Below are 15,792 nucleotides of genomic sequence, written 5' to 3'. Positions count from 1 at the left end.
TATGAAAAAAGTATTAGTTGTTTGTGGAAATGGATTAGGAAGTTCAATGATTGTCGAGATGAATGCTAAAAGCATCCTAAAAGATTTACAAAAGGAAGCTGATGTCTCCCACACGGATTTAACAACGGCTAAGACAGAACAAGCTGACTTGTATATTGGCTCCGATGACATCGTCAACAACTTACAAGACGGATCACGACATGTCGTTGGGTTGAAGAACTTACTCGACAAAAATGAATTACGAGAAGTGCTTGATCAAAATTTATAATTAGTGGAGGTCACAGACAATGATTGATTTCATCATGAACGATCTCTTAGGTACACCAGAACTTCTTGTTGGTCTCTTTGCGCTGATCGGTTTATTGGCCCAACGAAAAGCGATCGCCGATGTTGTATCAGGTACGTTAAAAACCGTGCTCGGCTTCGTTATTCTAGGGGCCGGTGCGATGGTTATCGTCCAATCGCTTGATCAATTTAGCGCAATGTTTAACCATGCTTTTAATGTAAACGGCGTCATTCCGAACAATGAAGTGATTGTGGCAATTGCACAAGATGCGTTTGGTACAGAAACGGCGATGATCATGCTTTTCGGAATGGTTGCCAACATTCTGTTTGCCCGGATTACCCCTTTTAAATATATCTTTTTAACGGGACATCATATTATGTTTATGGCTTGTTTGATTGCGGTAATTCTGACGACAGCAGGAATGGGTGGCGTACCGATGGTGGCGCTCGGTGCCATTATATTAGGTTCACTAATGGTATTACTGCCAGCGATGCTTCAACCTTATACGCGAGAGATTACAGGGTCCGATGATATTGCCGTCGGTCACTTCGGCTCGTTCGGTTACTATGCATCTGCTTCCATTGGAAAGTGGTTTGGTAACAAAGAAAAGACGACGGAAGATATTAAAGTACCTAAGTCACTTGGGTTCCTTCGTGATACGACTGTAGCCGTATCGTTAACGATGGTTATTCTCTTCGTAGTTGTCGCCTTCTTTACAGGAAGCACATTTATTGAATCAGAACTAAGTGGCGGTCAAAACTTCCTCGTGTTCTCACTCATGCAAGGACTCACGTTCGCTGCAGGTGTGTACATCATCTTAGCTGGGGTTCGTATGTTACTCGGAGAAATTGTACCCGCGTTTAAAGGAATTGCCGATAAAATTGTTCCGAATGCAAAACCAGCACTTGATGCACCAGCCGTATTTCCTTTTGCGAACAACGCCGTAATTATCGGTTTCTTGTTCAGTTTCGCGGCAGGTTTGATTAGTATGATGTTCTTGCCACTCTTTGGATTGGCTGTGATCGTACCAGGTCTTGTCCCGCATTTCTTTACAGGTGCAGCAGCCGGTGTATTCGGTAATGCAACGGGTGGTCGACGTGGCGCAATTATTGGTGCCATGGTCAACGGAGTGTTAATCAGCTTCTTACCTGCGCTACTTTTACCAGTACTCGGTGATTTAGGATTCCAAAGCACGACGTTTGGTGATTCAGATTTCGGTGTCATCGGGATTGCATTAGGCGTACTTAGCCAACAAATTACCTCAACCATTCTCTTTGCACTCGCAATTCTTCTGATCCTTGCAGCCTTTTTCTTCCTCGGATGGAAAACAAGAAAAGAACCGAGTAAATCATAATCAAAAGCTAGGCCGAGTGCCTAGCTTTTTTGTTTTACCTAAATTGATCTGTATGTTTAGGCTCGTCTTAATTTTGATTATCCGTAGGTAGGTTTCAGTAATCCTTATAACGGATAAAGAAGGAGACGTTACTAATTTGAGCAACAACATGGAGGAATGATGATGAAACCTACGGACATGCAAAAGGGAGAAACCCCGCGCCAAAAGCAAGAAAAGCAGCCAGGTATTGAATCGAAGATGCAGCCCCTTCCCCATCACCCTCATGAGTATATCGGTACGAATAAATTAAAAGGAAAAGTTGCGTTAATTACAGGTGGAGATAGTGGAATTGGACGAGCAGTGGCGCTGCTGTATGCAAAAGAAGGAGCCCATGTCGCGATCTCGTATAAAGATGAACATGATGATGCCGAACAAACGAAAGTTTGGGTCGAGCAAGAAGGGGTCAACTGCCTCTTGTTGCCTGGAGATGCTCGTGATGAAGATCACTGTGTATCGCTTGTAACTGACACAGTTAATGAATTTGGCAAGTTGAACATTCTCGTTAACAATGTTGCTATTCAATACATTAGAGAAGATCTATTAGACATTACGTCTGAACAATTCAGAGAAACATTTGAAGTGAATATGTATTCTTATTTTTACATTACAAAAGAGGCCGTGCGTCATATGTCAGAAGGCGACAGCATTATCAACACATCAAGTATTAATGCGTATCAAGGGAATGCAATCTTAATGGATTATTCCGCGACCAAAGGAGCAATCACAGCATTTACTAGAAGTATTGCACAAAGTTTAGCGAACCGTGGAATTCGCGCAAACTCCGTTGCGCCAGGGCCAGTCTGGACGCCGTTAATTCCGTCATCGTTTGATGAAGACGGGGTTCAAGAGTTCGGTCAAAATACGTTAATGGGTCGTCCGGGACAACCATCAGAACACGCATGGCCGTATGTGATGCTTGCATCCAATGAGTCTAGTTACATGACAGGACAAGCCATCCATATCAACGGCGGTTCGTACACGTCGTCGTAAAGGAAATGTGCTAGAAGTACAGGCCTCCATGAGAGTGTTAGACCACCCTGCTAAAAAAAGATAAATGTAAGAAAACGAGGAGCGTGCTCCTCGTTTTCTTATTGGATTAGGGTTGTAGTGAATTCCTTTCTTCAAAAAAGCCATAGACATGTGCCAAACTAGACACGTTTTCCCCACAAGAAGTTCACAAACTTCTCGTATCGTTACAAGTGAGGTAATCTCTTCTTTATGATTGAGAAAGTATTGTAGTAACTCTCTTCTATTTCAATGTTCCTGAACATAGAAATAGAAAATAATTGTAACTAGTAATCGAGATGTGGAGAGGATGGCAATTGGTGAAGCGATGGATGAGTCTAGTTTTTTTATTAGTGGTAAGTGGTTGTGGGTCAAATGAAGAAACACAAGAACTGTCATTGTCTACTGAACCGATCGACGTGGAAATTCAGCCAATCTCAGAAGCAGTGGTTGGAGAAGAAATCACAATTGAGACTCTCGTGACCCAAGAAGATTATCCGGTCGAAGATGCACAAGCTGTGGAAATTGAAATTCGCTTTGAAGGTCAATCTGAAGGGGCATTATTCCCAGCAGAAAATGATGGGGAAGGTCTTTATCGTAGTACCCACACTTTTGCAGAAGCAGGTGTTTACGAGATTCAATCCCACGTGACAGCTAGAGGGATGCACGTGATGCCTGTTCAAAAACTACAAGTGGAAGAATAAAGAAGTCGTTCGATAAACATCGAACGACTTCTTTTTAAGATAAGAGCTTCAACCCGACAGCAGAGCAAAGAATAAGCGCAATACAAACGATCCGTTTCACTTCTTTTGACTCTCCGAATAGATACATACCAAGCACTGCAGAACCTGCCGTACCAATCCCAGTCCAAACTCCGTATGCGGTTCCCATTGAAATGTCATTCATTGCATACGTAAGAAGAGAAAAGCTAACCCCGAAGAAGATTACCAAATAAATGATGGCAGACCACTGTTTCATGGCGACTTTCTTCAAGTTAATCACACCAAGTACTTCAAATAACCCCGCAACAATTAAAGCTGTCCAGTACATGGTTCTTCCTCCTTCACGTCACTACTTAATAACTTCAATCCAATAACGCCGAGTAGAAGCGTACCGATTAACAATACTTTCATCCAACTAAACGGTTCATTGAAAAAAAGCGTCTCGACAACGACTGTACCTGCCGTGCCGATCCCTGCAAAGACTGCGTACACCGTACCAATTGGAAGAGTGCGAGTGGCTAAAATGACGAGCGTGAAACTTATGATGATGGCAATAACGGTCAATGCCCATTGCCAGAATGTTGAAGAATAGTTAAGGCCAGAAACCCAAAAGATTTCAAGTACACCTGCTGCAAGTACCATCAACCAATTTGTGTTCATGTGGATCGCTCCTTTATACGTGATGACAATTCTCATTCTATACTAAAATAATAAAACCGTCCAGTCGGTTTTATTTGAACTCTGTTAAAAATACTCATTTTGGATGTTCTCCTATTGTGCGCTACACTAGTAATAAGAAAAGCCGAAAGGTTTGAGACATATGCGTAATGAAGAGAAAAACACACGAATCTTTGAATCAACAACAATGGTCATTAACGAACAAGGAATTAATCAGTTTACGTTAGATAAAGTAGCAGAACGTGCAGGAGTGAGTAAGGGGGGCTTGTTGTATCGTTTCCCTTCAAAAGAACGCCTTTTAAAAGGATGGAGCCACTATGTACTAGCATTATTTACAACGCTCGTTGAAGAGGAGGAAGAGAAGTCCAATTCCTTTGCAACGGCGTATTTACAAGCGACGTTACGAAGCCTAGAAAGTGCGGAGATGAAGACGTTTATGACGGTTTCTGGCTATCAAGCTGAGGAACAGTTCTATGAAGGATGGAAAGAATTCTATGCGCAAACGATCGTGAAGTTACAAGAAGAAACCAGCCCTGAATTAGCCTCAATTATTCAATTAACGTGTGATGGACTCTGGTTACAAGATGCATTTCAGTTTGAATCATCGTACCGAGCACAAGCCAAGCAATTGGTTTCTTATTTACAAAAGCTTGCAGCAAGTGATTTCGATCGTTGAAATGAATGGTGAGAAACAGTAGAAGGAGAGTAAAGCATTCTTCGAGGGTGTTGCTTTAAGTAACATCCTTGTTCAATTATTGGGCCATTTAACGGAAGAAGGTTGCGTTTTCTATGGCCTTATTTGTGAACTTTTTTTAAGGTCCCTATTAAGCTATTTACTTTAACATATCAAAATACATGGGATTCAAAACAGAATGAAAATAGTTGTCCATTTCTTTTGGAGTTTCTTCTTTTTTGTTCTTCATCCAATAAGAAAGTAAAGTTCCAATTGTATTGGAGTAAACTTCAATGGCAATCTCTTGTGGTACAGAAAGAGGCTTATATACTAATAGTTCCTGTAAATCATGAGTTAATATATTTCTTAAACTTCTAGTACAAAGATCGGTAAAATAATCATCTTTTGCATTTAATAATGCAATTTTCTCGACTATGTGATGGGATTCTTGTAGGGAGATCATTTGAAAAGGGGTGAGAATATGTTGTTTTCGTTCTTTGAAAGTTAGTCCTGCAAATGGATCCATCTCTTTAAAGAACAAATCATACTTATCGGTGTAATACTTATAGAACGTTGAACGATGAACCATAGCTAAATCACAAATTTCTTGTACAGATATATCGCTAAATTTCTTGGATTTGGTATAGGTCAACTCTAAGAAGCTTTCTAATAATAGTTTTTTTGTTCTTCTCACTCGTAAATCTTCTTTAGACATAATATACTCTCCCATCATTTTTATCGACAGCAGATTAAGGCTGAATTTATCTTAATACAGATGATGATGGCGAAGGTAGACATTTTAACAACAGTGTCGCTTAACTATACAGGTTAATTTAACTGAAGATATTATGCAAATTGGATTCCTTTTATACTGATAGTGTAATTACACTATGAACAAAGAAAGGAATATAAATTATGCAGGCTAAAACAGATAATACAAGGCAACAAGTTAACCTGAATAAAGGTCAAAGAACAGGAATTTTAATCGCACTTATTATAGGTGCTTTTGTTGCCATCTTAAATGAAACACTCTTAGCCAATGCCTTGAATGTATTGATGGGTGAGTTCAATGTTGCTGCGACCACTGTACAGTGGCTAACGACTGCTTATATGTTAGTTGTTGGTATGCTAATACCAGTTACAGCATTACTTCAAAAATGGTGGACAACTCGTCAAATGTTCCTGACCGCAATGATTGTGTTCTTAATCGGGACGCTCATTGCAGCAGTTTCACCAAACTTTACCTTGTTGCTAGTCGGACGCATCGTTCAAGCATTAGGTACAGGGTTAATACTACCCTTACTTATGAACACGATTCTACTAATTTATCCTCCTGAAAAACGAGGAGCTGCCATGGGAACGATGGGACTTGTTATTGTATTAGCACCATCGCTAGGTCCAACATTGTCTGGCATTATACTCGATTACTTATCTTGGCAATGGCTATTTTATACAATGATTCCATTTGGATTAATCGCTATATTTATTGGAAATAAATTTTTGGTTAACGTTTCTGTAATAACAAAGCCAAAAGTCGATTACCTGTCAATTCTCTTATCATCCATTGGTTTCGGTGGTATTGTTTATGGATTCAGTACATCAGGAGCTGCGGGATGGGGCGCACCAGAAGTATATGGAACCATCATTGTAGCAATTATTTCATTGATATTGTTTACAATTCGATCACTTCGTATATCCAATCCTATTTTGGATCTACGTACATTCAAGTACCCGATGTTTAGTTTAACGGTTGTATTAATGATCGTTGTAATGATGTCACTGTTTGCTTCGATGACATTATTACCTTTGTTTATGCAAAGCGTACTATTAGTGACTGCTTTCACCTCAGGGTTGATGATGTTACCAGGTTCACTGATTAATGGCTTATTAGCACCAATATCTGGAAGGTTGTTTGATAAGTTTGGACCAAGAGTGTTAATTATCCCCGGGTTATCACTTGTCGTTATAGCTATGTATCTATTCTCTGGTCTCCAGTTAGATTCGACCCCTTTTGAAATTATTAGTACCCATATGCTATTAATGGTCGGTATTTCTCTCGTAATGATGCCAGCCCAAACATTCGGTTTAAATCAGCTAACTTCCGACTTATACGGATCAGGGACTGCGATTATGAATACACTGCAACAAGTAGCTGGAGCTGTTGGAACTGCTTTATTTATTTCGGTTATGTCAGCAAGCGCAACAAATTATATAGAGACCGAAGTAACCGATCCGTCAGACCCTACACAGTTGTTAGAGGGTTCGTTGCATGGATTTGAGACTACATTCTATCGTGGCATTAGTCATATCGCTATTCATAAGAACGAAGAGTAAAGAGAACGCATAATTTTAGAAAATGGCTGTCACTTTAACAGCCATTTTCTATTAGTATTAGATTAGACATAAACTAAGTTAGAAGTCATTAATCGTGCTTAGTTATATGTCTACTTATAATTAAAAGAAAATCCTATAATATATGGATTTTAGTGGTTGAGTTATTATTTATTATTGGTGATGTTAATTAAGTCATTGATCTTCAGCAATCGGGCGCAATCCTTTACTAAGAAATTTCAGTTATCTTTGGGGAATGACATTTATTAAGTATAAAAAAAGAAAAGGGCTTACTAATTAAGCCCTTTTCTTCAATGACTAATTATCAACTTTAAGGAGGTTTATAGACATTATAAACCTTATTTTATTGCATGTAAACAAAAAAGTTTCCTTAAGGAAACTTTATGCGAATCGTATTATATCCTTAAGCTGTTCGGCTTCAGTTCAAAACAATCCAAGGGTAAAATCACTTATCCCCATTTAAAATCTTAGATATTAAATGGTACAAATTGAGCAAGGTAACTAGAAATGATTTGGAAGTACCCTGTGAATAACAGTAGCCCCATAGCAATCATAATGTAGCCCCCAACTTTTTGAATTACAGGCAAGTACCTGTTCATTGCGCTAAGTTTATGAATAGATTTTGAATAAAAGAAACCCACCAATAAAAATGGCACACCTAGACCAATTGAATACATCAGAAGCAATAGAATTCCGGATGACACGGTTTCATTTTGACTGGCAAGTGCAAGAATAGACCCCAATACAATGCCCACACAAGGTGTCCATCCTGCTGCAAAAAAAACGCCGAATGCTACAGATCCCCCAAAGCTGTTTACTTTTTTGGGTTTCTTTTTAATGCTTTTTCCTGTCATTAACGTTTTGAAGTTCACTAACCCTGTCATTTGTAATCCGAAAAGAATAATGATGATTCTGCCCAACTGTGAAATCATATTGCTGTATTGATTAAAAAGTTGACCTAAGTATGTTGAGGAAGCTCCTAATAGCATAAATACAAGTGTAAAGCCTAAAATAAAACCCACGCTGCGGAACATGATAATTCGTTGTTGAGAGTTAACTTCGTTATTAGATATTGTCGTTCCCGTAACCTGTGCTAAATTGCAGGAAGATAAGTTACACCGTAGGCATTTAGGACATCCCTATTCTGATCTAATAGAATTGGAAATGTGAGCTCATGTCGCTTTACGAAGCGATCAACCGTTAGTTCAGATTCGCCTACATTAACAGCAAGAATTTCTACTTCTTTATCTTCGTATTCTTTATGTTCAGCTTCCATATAAGGCATCTCTTCTTCACATGGCGGGCAATATGTTTCCCAAAAGTTTAGGAATATTCCTTCTCCTTTGTAATCTTCTAACTCTACTCGTTCACCCTCCAAGTTTTGCAAAGCAAAGTTAGGGGCTTGGTCTCCTACACTTATTATTTGTGTCTCTTCTTGTATAAAGTTGGTGTAGAATACATAGCCAACAGCAAAGGCAATAATTAAGAGGATTGATGTGCGCATCATAAGTCTGTGTTTTTTATTTTTCTTACGCTCATCTTTATTCATAATTAACTTTCCTCCCTTCAGCATCTTTGCACTCAGTCTACGCATGATTATTAACGAATTCAATCCATTGCTCTATTGAACATTTGAATATAGTGTGAAACATCATGCACCTACAATAGCTATTTAACGTATAGTTCAGTATATATTTAAACATTGACACATTGATGAATTGGAAATAAACTAATAATCAAATGATCATTAGTTTATTGGAGAGGTGAAGAAATATCAAAAATCATAAAGATACATGTGACATTTTTTGTTATGACGAAGAAAAAGTAAATCGCATTTCACAAATTGTCGAGAAGCAAGAATTTCTTAATACTACTGATATTTTTAAAGCATTAGCTGATCAAACAAGATTAAAGGTTGCTTTTACGTTGACACAAGAAAATGAATTATGTGTTTGTGATGTTGCTAATATTATTGGTACGACAAATGCAACAGCATCACACCATTTGCGACACCTACGCAATCTACGTTTAGCGAAAAGTCGTAAAGAAGGTAAGCTTGTCTTTTATTCATTAGATGATCCACACGTTACAGCGTTGATTTCTATGGCTATGGCTCACGCACAGGAGTGAATTTGATGAATGATATGAAGGGAAAGCAAGTTTATCGTGTTAATGGTTTTTCTTGCGCAGGCTGTGCAGGAACGTTTGAAAAGAATGTAAAACGAATTCCCACTGTTCAGGATGCCGAAGTCAATTTCCCCGCGTCTAAAATTACCGTATATGGATCGGCTTCAATTAAAGAATTGGAACGAGCCGGTTCTTTTGAAAATCTAAAAGTACGCTCTGAAGACGATGAGGAAGACTTTAATGTAAAGTCTAAACCGTTCCTTTTGAAATATTGGAATGTGCTACTCGCTCTTGTTTTTTTTCTTTTTGGTTTAAGTAACCAATTCCAATTTGGTGAAGAGCATGTATTGTCATATGGTTTTTTCCTGCTTTCAATGATTGCAGGTGGCTACTCGCTTTTTATTACCGGAATTAAGAATCTAGTTTGTCTACAATTCGATATGAAAACCTTGATGACTGTGGCTGTCATCGGTGCTGCTATCATTGGAGAATGGACTGAGGGTGCAATTGTTGTCATTCTATTTGCAATAAGTGAGCAACTCGAACGATTCTCAATGGATCGTGCAAGGCAAAGCATTCGTACCCTTATGAATATTGCCCCGAAAAAAGCACGTATCCGTCGTAATGATGAGGAAGTTACTTTACCTGTTAAGGAAATTGAAATTGGGGATATTCTCATCATCAAACCTGGAGAAAAACTAGCTATGGATGGGGAGGTCGTGCACGGTCATTCTTCAATTAATCAAAGTGCAATTACTGGGGAGTCCATTCCAGTTGAAAAACATAAAGGTGACTCTGTGTTTGCAGGAACACTCAATACTGAAGGGTATTTAGAAGTTGAAGTTACCAAACGGGTAAAAGACACAACACTTTCAAAGATTATTCACCTCGTAGAGGAAGCACAAGCCGAACGAGCACCTACACAAAGTTTTATCGATCGGTTTGCTAAATATTACACCCCTGCCATTATGGTTGTAGCTGCGCTTGTTGCCATCACACCTCCACTAATTGTAGGAGCAAGTTGGGAAGTCTGGGTCTATCAAGGCTTAGCCGTTCTTGTTGTTGGGTGCCCCTGTGCACTTGTGATATCTACCCCGGTCGCAATCGTTACAGCGATTGGAAATGCAGCCAAGCAAGGTGTGTTGATTAAAGGGGGCGCTTACCTCGAAGAAATTGGTCGACTTAAAGCTGTTGCTTTCGATAAAACAGGGACACTTACAAAAGGAGAGCCTAGTCTAACTTATTTCTACAATCTCTCAGATAAATCAGATGTAAACATTTTACAATCAGTCACGGCAATTGAATCGTATTCACAACACCCCCTTGCAGGTGCAATAATTAGGAATGCAGAACAGGAACAGCTTTCCTATCATAATGTCCGTGTAGATAACTTCCAATCAATAACGGGTAAAGGGGTTCGTGCAAGTGTTGATGGTGAGGCACTTTGGATTGGGAATAAGCAATTGTTCGAAGAACAGTTGCACATGACCTTCTCGGAACATGTTCGGTCTATTCTTAAAGACCTTCAATCTACTGGAAATACGGTGATGATTGTCGGTAATCATGATGAGATAAAAGCGATCATTGGTGTTGCCGATAAAGCACGGACGCAAAGCGAACATGTGTTGAAGAAACTAAAAGCTATTGGTATAAAACAAACTATCATGCTCACAGGCGATGACAAAACAACAGCGAAAGCCATCGCTGAAAAACTTGGTATTGATCAGATTAAAGCTGAATTGATGCCTGATGAGAAATTGACGGCAGTTAAAGAACTTCGCCAGCAGCATGGCAGTGTAGCAATGGTTGGTGATGGAGTTAATGATGCACCTGCATTAGCTGCATCAAGTGTAGGAATTGCAATGGGAACTGCCGGAACCGATACAGCTTTGGAAACAGCTGACGTTGCACTGATGGGTGATGATTTAGAAAAGCTTCCTTATACTGTTTCATTGAGCCGTCGTGCATTAACAATTATTAAACAAAACATAGCACTTTCACTTGGACTAAAAGCAATTGCACTTTTGCTAGTTATCCCAGGATGGCTCACGCTGTGGATTGCGATTTTATCTGATATGGGAGCAACTCTACTCGTTACTTTGAACAGTCTTCGTTTACTCCGTAAGAAAAATAACTGATGAGAAGCACTCTAATGGGGTGCTTCTTTAAAGAGGAGAAAGCATTGAAATTTGATACGATCATTATTGGCGGTGGCCAAGCGGGACTAGCAATGGGATATGCGCTTTCAAAGAGGAAAGAATCGTACATCATTATTGATGAAAATGAAGATGTTGGCACTTCTTGGCGTGATCGCTACGATTCTTTAACTTTATTTACCCCTAGAAAATACAATCAGTTGTTTAATATATCATTGAATGGTAACCCGAATACGTTCCCAACCAAAGATGAAATCGCCTTATATTTAAAAGATTTTCAACAGAATCATGAACTGCCTATCATTCTAAATCAAAAAGTGATAAAGCTAAAAAGAGAGAATAAAGAATGGTATAGAGTAATCACTCAATCACATTCTTATTTGGCTAAAAACGTTGTCATTGCTACTGGGGCTTTTCACACCCCCTTTATACCGAGGATTCATGATTCTTCCATAGAACAGATGATGCATATATCTGAATACCGAAACCCTGAACAAATTGCAAATAATAAAGTTTTAATTGTAGGTGCAGGCAATTCCGGTATACAAGTGGCAGCTGAGCTTACGAAGAGTCATCAAGTTTATTTGTCTAAAAGTAAGATGCTCAAACGCTTGCCACCAGAAATTGCAGGTAAAAGTTTATTTTGGTGGATGGAAATCTTTGGAGTGATGAAAGCTGACACCAACTCTTTTGTTGGAAAGATTTTAAAAAAGAATGACCCATTAATAGGGGAGGATCTAAAAACAGTAAAAAATGCAGTCAGGATCATGAATCGGCTAGAAAAAATAAAAGATGGTTTTGCTCATTTTCATAATGGAGATAAGTTCACAGTAGATACTGTTATTTGGGCTACTGGTTATCGAAATGATTATTCTTGGGTTGAAGTTGAAGGCGTTATCGATCAAGAGGGGATACCTATTCACAAATCAGGAGTGTCCAATGAAAGAGGAATTTATTTTATAGGATTAAGCTGGCAGAGGAACCGTGGTTCTGCATTACTAAAAGGGATCAGCAATGATGCACATGTCATTGCCGATGTAATGACACAAAAGAAGAAGGTGTAGTGATTGAGTAAAAGATGGATTGGACTTGCAATAGCTGGAATACTGCTAATTGGATGTGAATCGGAAAATGAACAAGGGGATGATCTGTCCTTATCTTTAGAGCCGGTAGAAGTCAATATTGATTTGCCATCTGAAGCAAGCGTTGGTGAGGAGTTGTTCATAGATACGATCGTGACTCAAGAAAATGAACCGGTAGATGATGCTCATGAGGTGGAAGTTGAGCTCCGAATTGAAGGCCAAAACGATGGTGTTCTAATCCCCACTGAACATGATGACGGAGGAGTTTATTCAATGACCCATACGTTTCAGGAAGAAGGAACATACGAGGTTCAATCTCATGTCACCGCGAGGGGAATGCATGTCATGCCAACCAAAACCATTGAAGTTACGTCACCATAGGAGTGGTATAGAATGATGAAGAAACATGGCTTTATTTTTATTGGTTTTCTTTTATTACTTACAGCTTGCCAAGGCCAAGATATTGAAGATGTCCAAGGAATTACAGATATTAGTGAAGCAAATTGGGAAGTTGAATCATTCGAATATAAAAATCAAGATAGAGAACCTTTTGGATTAGGTGACTTAGAAGACGGTTATTGGATTGCGAATTTCATCTTTACACGCTGCCCAACTGTTTGTAACACAATGACACCAAACATGGTTATCTTGCAAGAAGCTGTCTTAGAAAATGATATTGACGTAGAGTTTGTATCTTTTACCGTAGATCCTAGTTACGACAACCCAGAAGTATTAACGGAATACGCTTCAACTTATGGTGTAAGTCAAGAGAATTGGACGTTTTTGACTGGATATGATGATGAAGAAATTCGTGAGTTATCCGAAGGGAGCTTCCGTCAAGAAATGAAAGATGATCCTGAAGGTAATGATATTATTCATGGAGTTAATTTCTTCTTGATCACAGATGAACAAGAGATCATCCGGCTATACGATGGAATGAACACACCAGTTGACGAAGTCATAACAGATTTAGAACAAATTGGTCTATAGAATTTAGTAGAATCCTAAGGGTATCTTATTCCATTATACGAAGGGCGCGATCCTACAATAAAGATGGCGTTTTAATTAAAAACTGCTTGTGTAGATCATAAGGAAAGAAGCGTTTCTTAACTTGTAAATATAAACTTTCTATGAATAAAAACTGACAAAACTATGAAGTGCCTATGTAAGATGAAATACACATGTTATATTGTGTGTGGAGAAATCATAAGTAATGATTAGTTTTAAGGAGAGTGGACTTTCTATGAATAAATTATTATTGGTTCTTGGTAGTAGTTCAATGTTGCTACTTGCTGCTTGTGGCGGTGGCGAAGAAGAAGGAACGGATGAAGAAGCTGCAACAGATGAAGGCCAAGTATTCACTTTAGAAGAACTTGAAGAATATGATGGTCAAGATGGAAACGATGCTTATGTAGCTGTTGATGGCGTTGTTTACGACGTTACAGGTGTTGACGCATGGGAAGGTGGAGAACACGCTCCTGCTGGTGGATTAGAAGCTGGTGGTGACCGTACTGAAGAAATTGAAGCAGCTCCACATGGTACGGATGTATTAGAAGACTTACCAACTGTCGGAACTCTTGAAGAACAATAAGAATTAGTCACGAAGTGTAACCCTTTGGATCAAGTGATTCCAAAGGGTTTTTTGATTTCTAGAAGTATATTTCTAAGAACACTTGAAACTAGCAATTATCCAAAATAACTATGAAACGACCAAGCGATCAGCGTCATACTCACGATTCCCCAAACTGTGGCACTCAAGATCCACCAAATGATAGAATGTGTTTTTATTGAATGTGGATCGTCTTCTTTATTCGCAGTTATAAAAGCAAGGTTATTTTCCATACCCTTTTTCATAGAAAGAAGAACAAAAAATCCGATTAGGATGAAACCAATTGTTATCCATAGTAAAACGTCGATTTTTTATACCTCCCTTCTTATTTTATTCGTTTAATAACTCTGTCTGTTTATTTTCTTCAAGTTAACATGAAAAGTTAGTTGCTGGAAGTCTTATATTAATGAAGGAAGACGATTGTGACCAAGCCGAGTGTCCAACAAGCGGTTCAAAATGAATCGAAAAAAATTGAAATTTTGAAGTATTCATTTTGACTTTCGCTTACGCATAGTTTATTATTACGTTATACGATATAACGTTTGACGTAATAAAACAAGGAGTGAAAAGATGGTCAAAAAAGGAAAGTTTTCAGAACCATCATTGTTAATATTGATAAGCCTTGCAGAAAAAAGCCGTCATGGATATGCAATTATGGAAGATATTCAATCGAATTATGATATTAATCTAGGACCAGGTACGTTATATGGAGCAATCTCACGCTTGGAGAAGGCAGGGTATATACGTGTTCTTGAATCAGAAGATCGTAAGAAACCTTACAAATTAACAAAAGAGGGTAGTGTGTATTTAACTCAACAAATAGAAGAACTTCAAAAAATCGCTACGCTCGGTTCAAAAAGGCTTGGCTTAATATGAGGTGGTTTATCTACCTTTACCCTAAAATTTGGAGAAAAAGATACGGTAAGGAGTTAGAGCAAGTTCTACAGCAAACAGGCCTCTCTGTTAAGGTCATGATTGATCTGTTATTGGGCATTTTAGATGCTTGGCAGATTGAACTAAGTGAAAGAAAAATTTATGGTTTCCGAATGGATCGGTTATTGGTACTCATAAGCTTGCTAAATGTACTTTTAATCGTGCAATTAATTTCATTAAGGGAGGTTATCATGTTGGAACAAATAGCCTTAATTATTGCAATGTTGTCATTCTTTCTAGCGGTTTGTATTTTAATCGTTAATATGTTTAAGGTTGGAATTGCAAAAGGGTTTTCATTAAATACAAGGTTAGGAAAACTCTCGATTGGGTTCATGGGCTCCTATGCGCTATTTTTTGTTTCATTTTTAGTGTTAGCTAACTAATTAGAATGTACTGATCCTGCATGAAGGATTGCAGAGCTTGATAAGTGTAAAGGACGCAAGTAAGGTATAACGATCTATTTGCGTCCTTTAATTGATTATTGGACGAGCAGATGAATGTTTTTATACAGTTTGCTATCGTGAACTACATGTGTTAAGTTATTCGAGATCATTGTAAAAGTGAGGTGTGTGCATGTTACTGAGCGTTCAAAACTAATAACAGTAATTGAAAAGGGTAATTAAAAAATTCCGTTAAATACGGAAGTTTATTTCGCATGCGAAATTTTAAGACCCTTGCATTTATTAGTAGAGAACATCAAGACAACATCGCCTTACTGTTCAAAATTAGAACGTTAAGTCCATGCTGTGTTCAAGTGTGGGCTTTTTTATATGTAT

19 protein-coding genes are annotated in these 15,792 nt (G+C 38.5%); 14 read left to right on the top strand and 5 right to left on the bottom strand.

Features of this window, described 5'->3' with window-relative positions; all coding sequences use genetic code 11:
* The first annotated feature begins 1 nt into the window (after position 1).
* From JOD17_RS00365 to JOD17_RS00350, 4 genes are all read left to right on the top strand, one after another.
* On the top strand, positions 2 to 268 hold the full coding sequence (locus tag JOD17_RS00365; protein ID WP_042358364.1) for a PTS sugar transporter subunit IIB: 267 nt from the start codon (positions 2 to 4) through the stop codon (positions 266 to 268).
* 19 nt (positions 269 to 287) lie between these two features.
* Positions 288 to 1,640, top strand: a complete 1,353-nt coding sequence (locus JOD17_RS00360) for a PTS ascorbate transporter subunit IIC (protein WP_169964749.1) — start codon at positions 288 to 290, stop codon at positions 1,638 to 1,640.
* 162 nt (positions 1,641 to 1,802) lie between these two features.
* Positions 1,803 to 2,669 (top strand): SDR family oxidoreductase, encoded by an 867-nt coding sequence (locus JOD17_RS00355; protein WP_204695140.1) that lies wholly within the window; start codon positions 1,803 to 1,805, stop codon positions 2,667 to 2,669.
* Positions 2,670 to 3,004: 335 nt separating this feature from the next.
* A complete protein-coding gene (locus JOD17_RS00350) occupies positions 3,005 to 3,388 on the top strand; it encodes a FixH family protein (RefSeq protein ID WP_204695139.1) in 384 nt (127 codons plus the stop codon).
* A 34-nt stretch (positions 3,389 to 3,422) separates the two neighbouring features.
* On the opposite strand, the gene JOD17_RS00345 is transcribed toward JOD17_RS00350, so the two are convergent.
* Both JOD17_RS00345 and JOD17_RS00340 read right to left on the bottom strand, forming a co-directional pair.
* Positions 3,423 to 3,734, bottom strand: a complete 312-nt coding sequence (locus JOD17_RS00345) for a DMT family transporter (RefSeq protein WP_204695138.1) — start codon at positions 3,732 to 3,734, stop codon at positions 3,423 to 3,425.
* Positions 3,716 to 4,066: a DMT family transporter gene (locus JOD17_RS00340; RefSeq protein ID WP_204695137.1), complete on the bottom strand. Its 351-nt coding sequence runs from the start codon at positions 4,064 to 4,066 to the stop codon at positions 3,716 to 3,718. Before JOD17_RS00340 ends, JOD17_RS00345 begins: the two co-directional genes overlap by 19 nt.
* 160 nt (positions 4,067 to 4,226) lie before the next feature.
* On the opposite strand from JOD17_RS00340, the gene JOD17_RS00335 reads away from it, so the two are divergent.
* Positions 4,227 to 4,760 carry a TetR/AcrR family transcriptional regulator gene (locus JOD17_RS00335; protein ID WP_204695136.1) on the top strand — a complete coding sequence of 178 codons (534 nt, stop codon included), beginning with the start codon at positions 4,227 to 4,229 and terminating at the stop codon, positions 4,758 to 4,760.
* A gap of 157 nt (positions 4,761 to 4,917) precedes the next feature.
* Here the strand turns inward: JOD17_RS00335 and JOD17_RS00330 are convergent, their stop codons facing one another.
* Positions 4,918 to 5,472 carry a TetR/AcrR family transcriptional regulator gene (locus JOD17_RS00330; protein ID WP_204695135.1) on the bottom strand — a complete coding sequence of 185 codons (555 nt, stop codon included), beginning with the start codon at positions 5,470 to 5,472 and terminating at the stop codon, positions 4,918 to 4,920.
* 200 nt (positions 5,473 to 5,672) lie between these two features.
* Here JOD17_RS00330 and JOD17_RS00325 point away from each other — a divergent pair, with 200 nt between their 5' ends.
* A complete protein-coding gene (locus JOD17_RS00325; RefSeq protein WP_204695134.1) occupies positions 5,673 to 7,091 on the top strand; it encodes a DHA2 family efflux MFS transporter permease subunit in 1,419 nt (472 codons plus the stop codon).
* Between the two features lie 485 nt (positions 7,092 to 7,576).
* Here the strand turns inward: JOD17_RS00325 and JOD17_RS00320 are convergent, their stop codons facing one another.
* Together JOD17_RS00320 and resA are read right to left on the bottom strand one after the other, a co-directional pair.
* A complete protein-coding gene (locus tag JOD17_RS00320; protein WP_204695600.1) occupies positions 7,577 to 8,182 on the bottom strand; it encodes a cytochrome c biogenesis protein CcdA in 606 nt (201 codons plus the stop codon).
* A 20-nt stretch (positions 8,183 to 8,202) separates the two neighbouring features.
* Complete coding sequence (gene resA, locus JOD17_RS00315; protein ID WP_204695133.1) at positions 8,203 to 8,658, bottom strand: thiol-disulfide oxidoreductase ResA; 456 nt, start codon at positions 8,656 to 8,658, stop codon at positions 8,203 to 8,205.
* 224 nt (positions 8,659 to 8,882) lie between these two features.
* Here resA and JOD17_RS00310 point away from each other — a divergent pair, with 224 nt between their 5' ends.
* From JOD17_RS00310 to JOD17_RS00275, 8 genes are all read left to right on the top strand, one after another.
* Complete coding sequence (locus tag JOD17_RS00310; protein WP_204695599.1) at positions 8,883 to 9,239, top strand: metalloregulator ArsR/SmtB family transcription factor; 357 nt, start codon at positions 8,883 to 8,885, stop codon at positions 9,237 to 9,239.
* A gap of 5 nt (positions 9,240 to 9,244) precedes the next feature.
* Positions 9,245 to 11,374, top strand: a complete 2,130-nt coding sequence (locus JOD17_RS00305; protein ID WP_204695132.1) for a heavy metal translocating P-type ATPase — start codon at positions 9,245 to 9,247, stop codon at positions 11,372 to 11,374.
* Positions 11,375 to 11,418: 44 nt separating this feature from the next.
* Positions 11,419 to 12,456, top strand: coding sequence for a flavin-containing monooxygenase (locus tag JOD17_RS00300; RefSeq protein WP_204695131.1), 1,038 nt, complete (start codon positions 11,419 to 11,421; stop codon positions 12,454 to 12,456).
* 3 nt (positions 12,457 to 12,459) lie between these two features.
* Complete coding sequence (locus tag JOD17_RS00295; RefSeq protein ID WP_204695130.1) at positions 12,460 to 12,855, top strand: FixH family protein; 396 nt, start codon at positions 12,460 to 12,462, stop codon at positions 12,853 to 12,855.
* Between the two features lie 12 nt (positions 12,856 to 12,867).
* Positions 12,868 to 13,464 carry an SCO family protein gene (locus JOD17_RS00290; RefSeq protein WP_204695129.1) on the top strand — a complete coding sequence of 199 codons (597 nt, stop codon included), beginning with the start codon at positions 12,868 to 12,870 and terminating at the stop codon, positions 13,462 to 13,464.
* Between the two features lie 253 nt (positions 13,465 to 13,717).
* Positions 13,718 to 14,065, top strand: coding sequence for a cytochrome b5 domain-containing protein (locus tag JOD17_RS00285; RefSeq protein WP_081831703.1), 348 nt, complete (start codon positions 13,718 to 13,720; stop codon positions 14,063 to 14,065).
* Between the two features lie 588 nt (positions 14,066 to 14,653).
* A complete protein-coding gene (locus JOD17_RS00280) occupies positions 14,654 to 14,959 on the top strand; it encodes a PadR family transcriptional regulator (protein WP_042416701.1) in 306 nt (101 codons plus the stop codon).
* Positions 14,956 to 15,399: a hypothetical protein gene (locus JOD17_RS00275; RefSeq protein WP_204695127.1), complete on the top strand. Its 444-nt coding sequence runs from the start codon at positions 14,956 to 14,958 to the stop codon at positions 15,397 to 15,399. The genes JOD17_RS00280 and JOD17_RS00275 overlap by 4 nt, the downstream gene beginning before the upstream one ends.
* The last annotated feature ends 393 nt before the right edge of the window (positions 15,400 to 15,792 follow it).

Origin of the sequence: Geomicrobium sediminis (assembly GCF_016908595.1) — a bacterium.
GTDB classification, from domain to species: domain Bacteria; phylum Bacillota; class Bacilli; order Bacillales; family Marinococcaceae; genus Geomicrobium_A; species Geomicrobium_A sediminis.
Note: the sequence above shows the minus strand (reverse complement) of the source record. Positions and strands in the feature narration are given on the sequence as shown.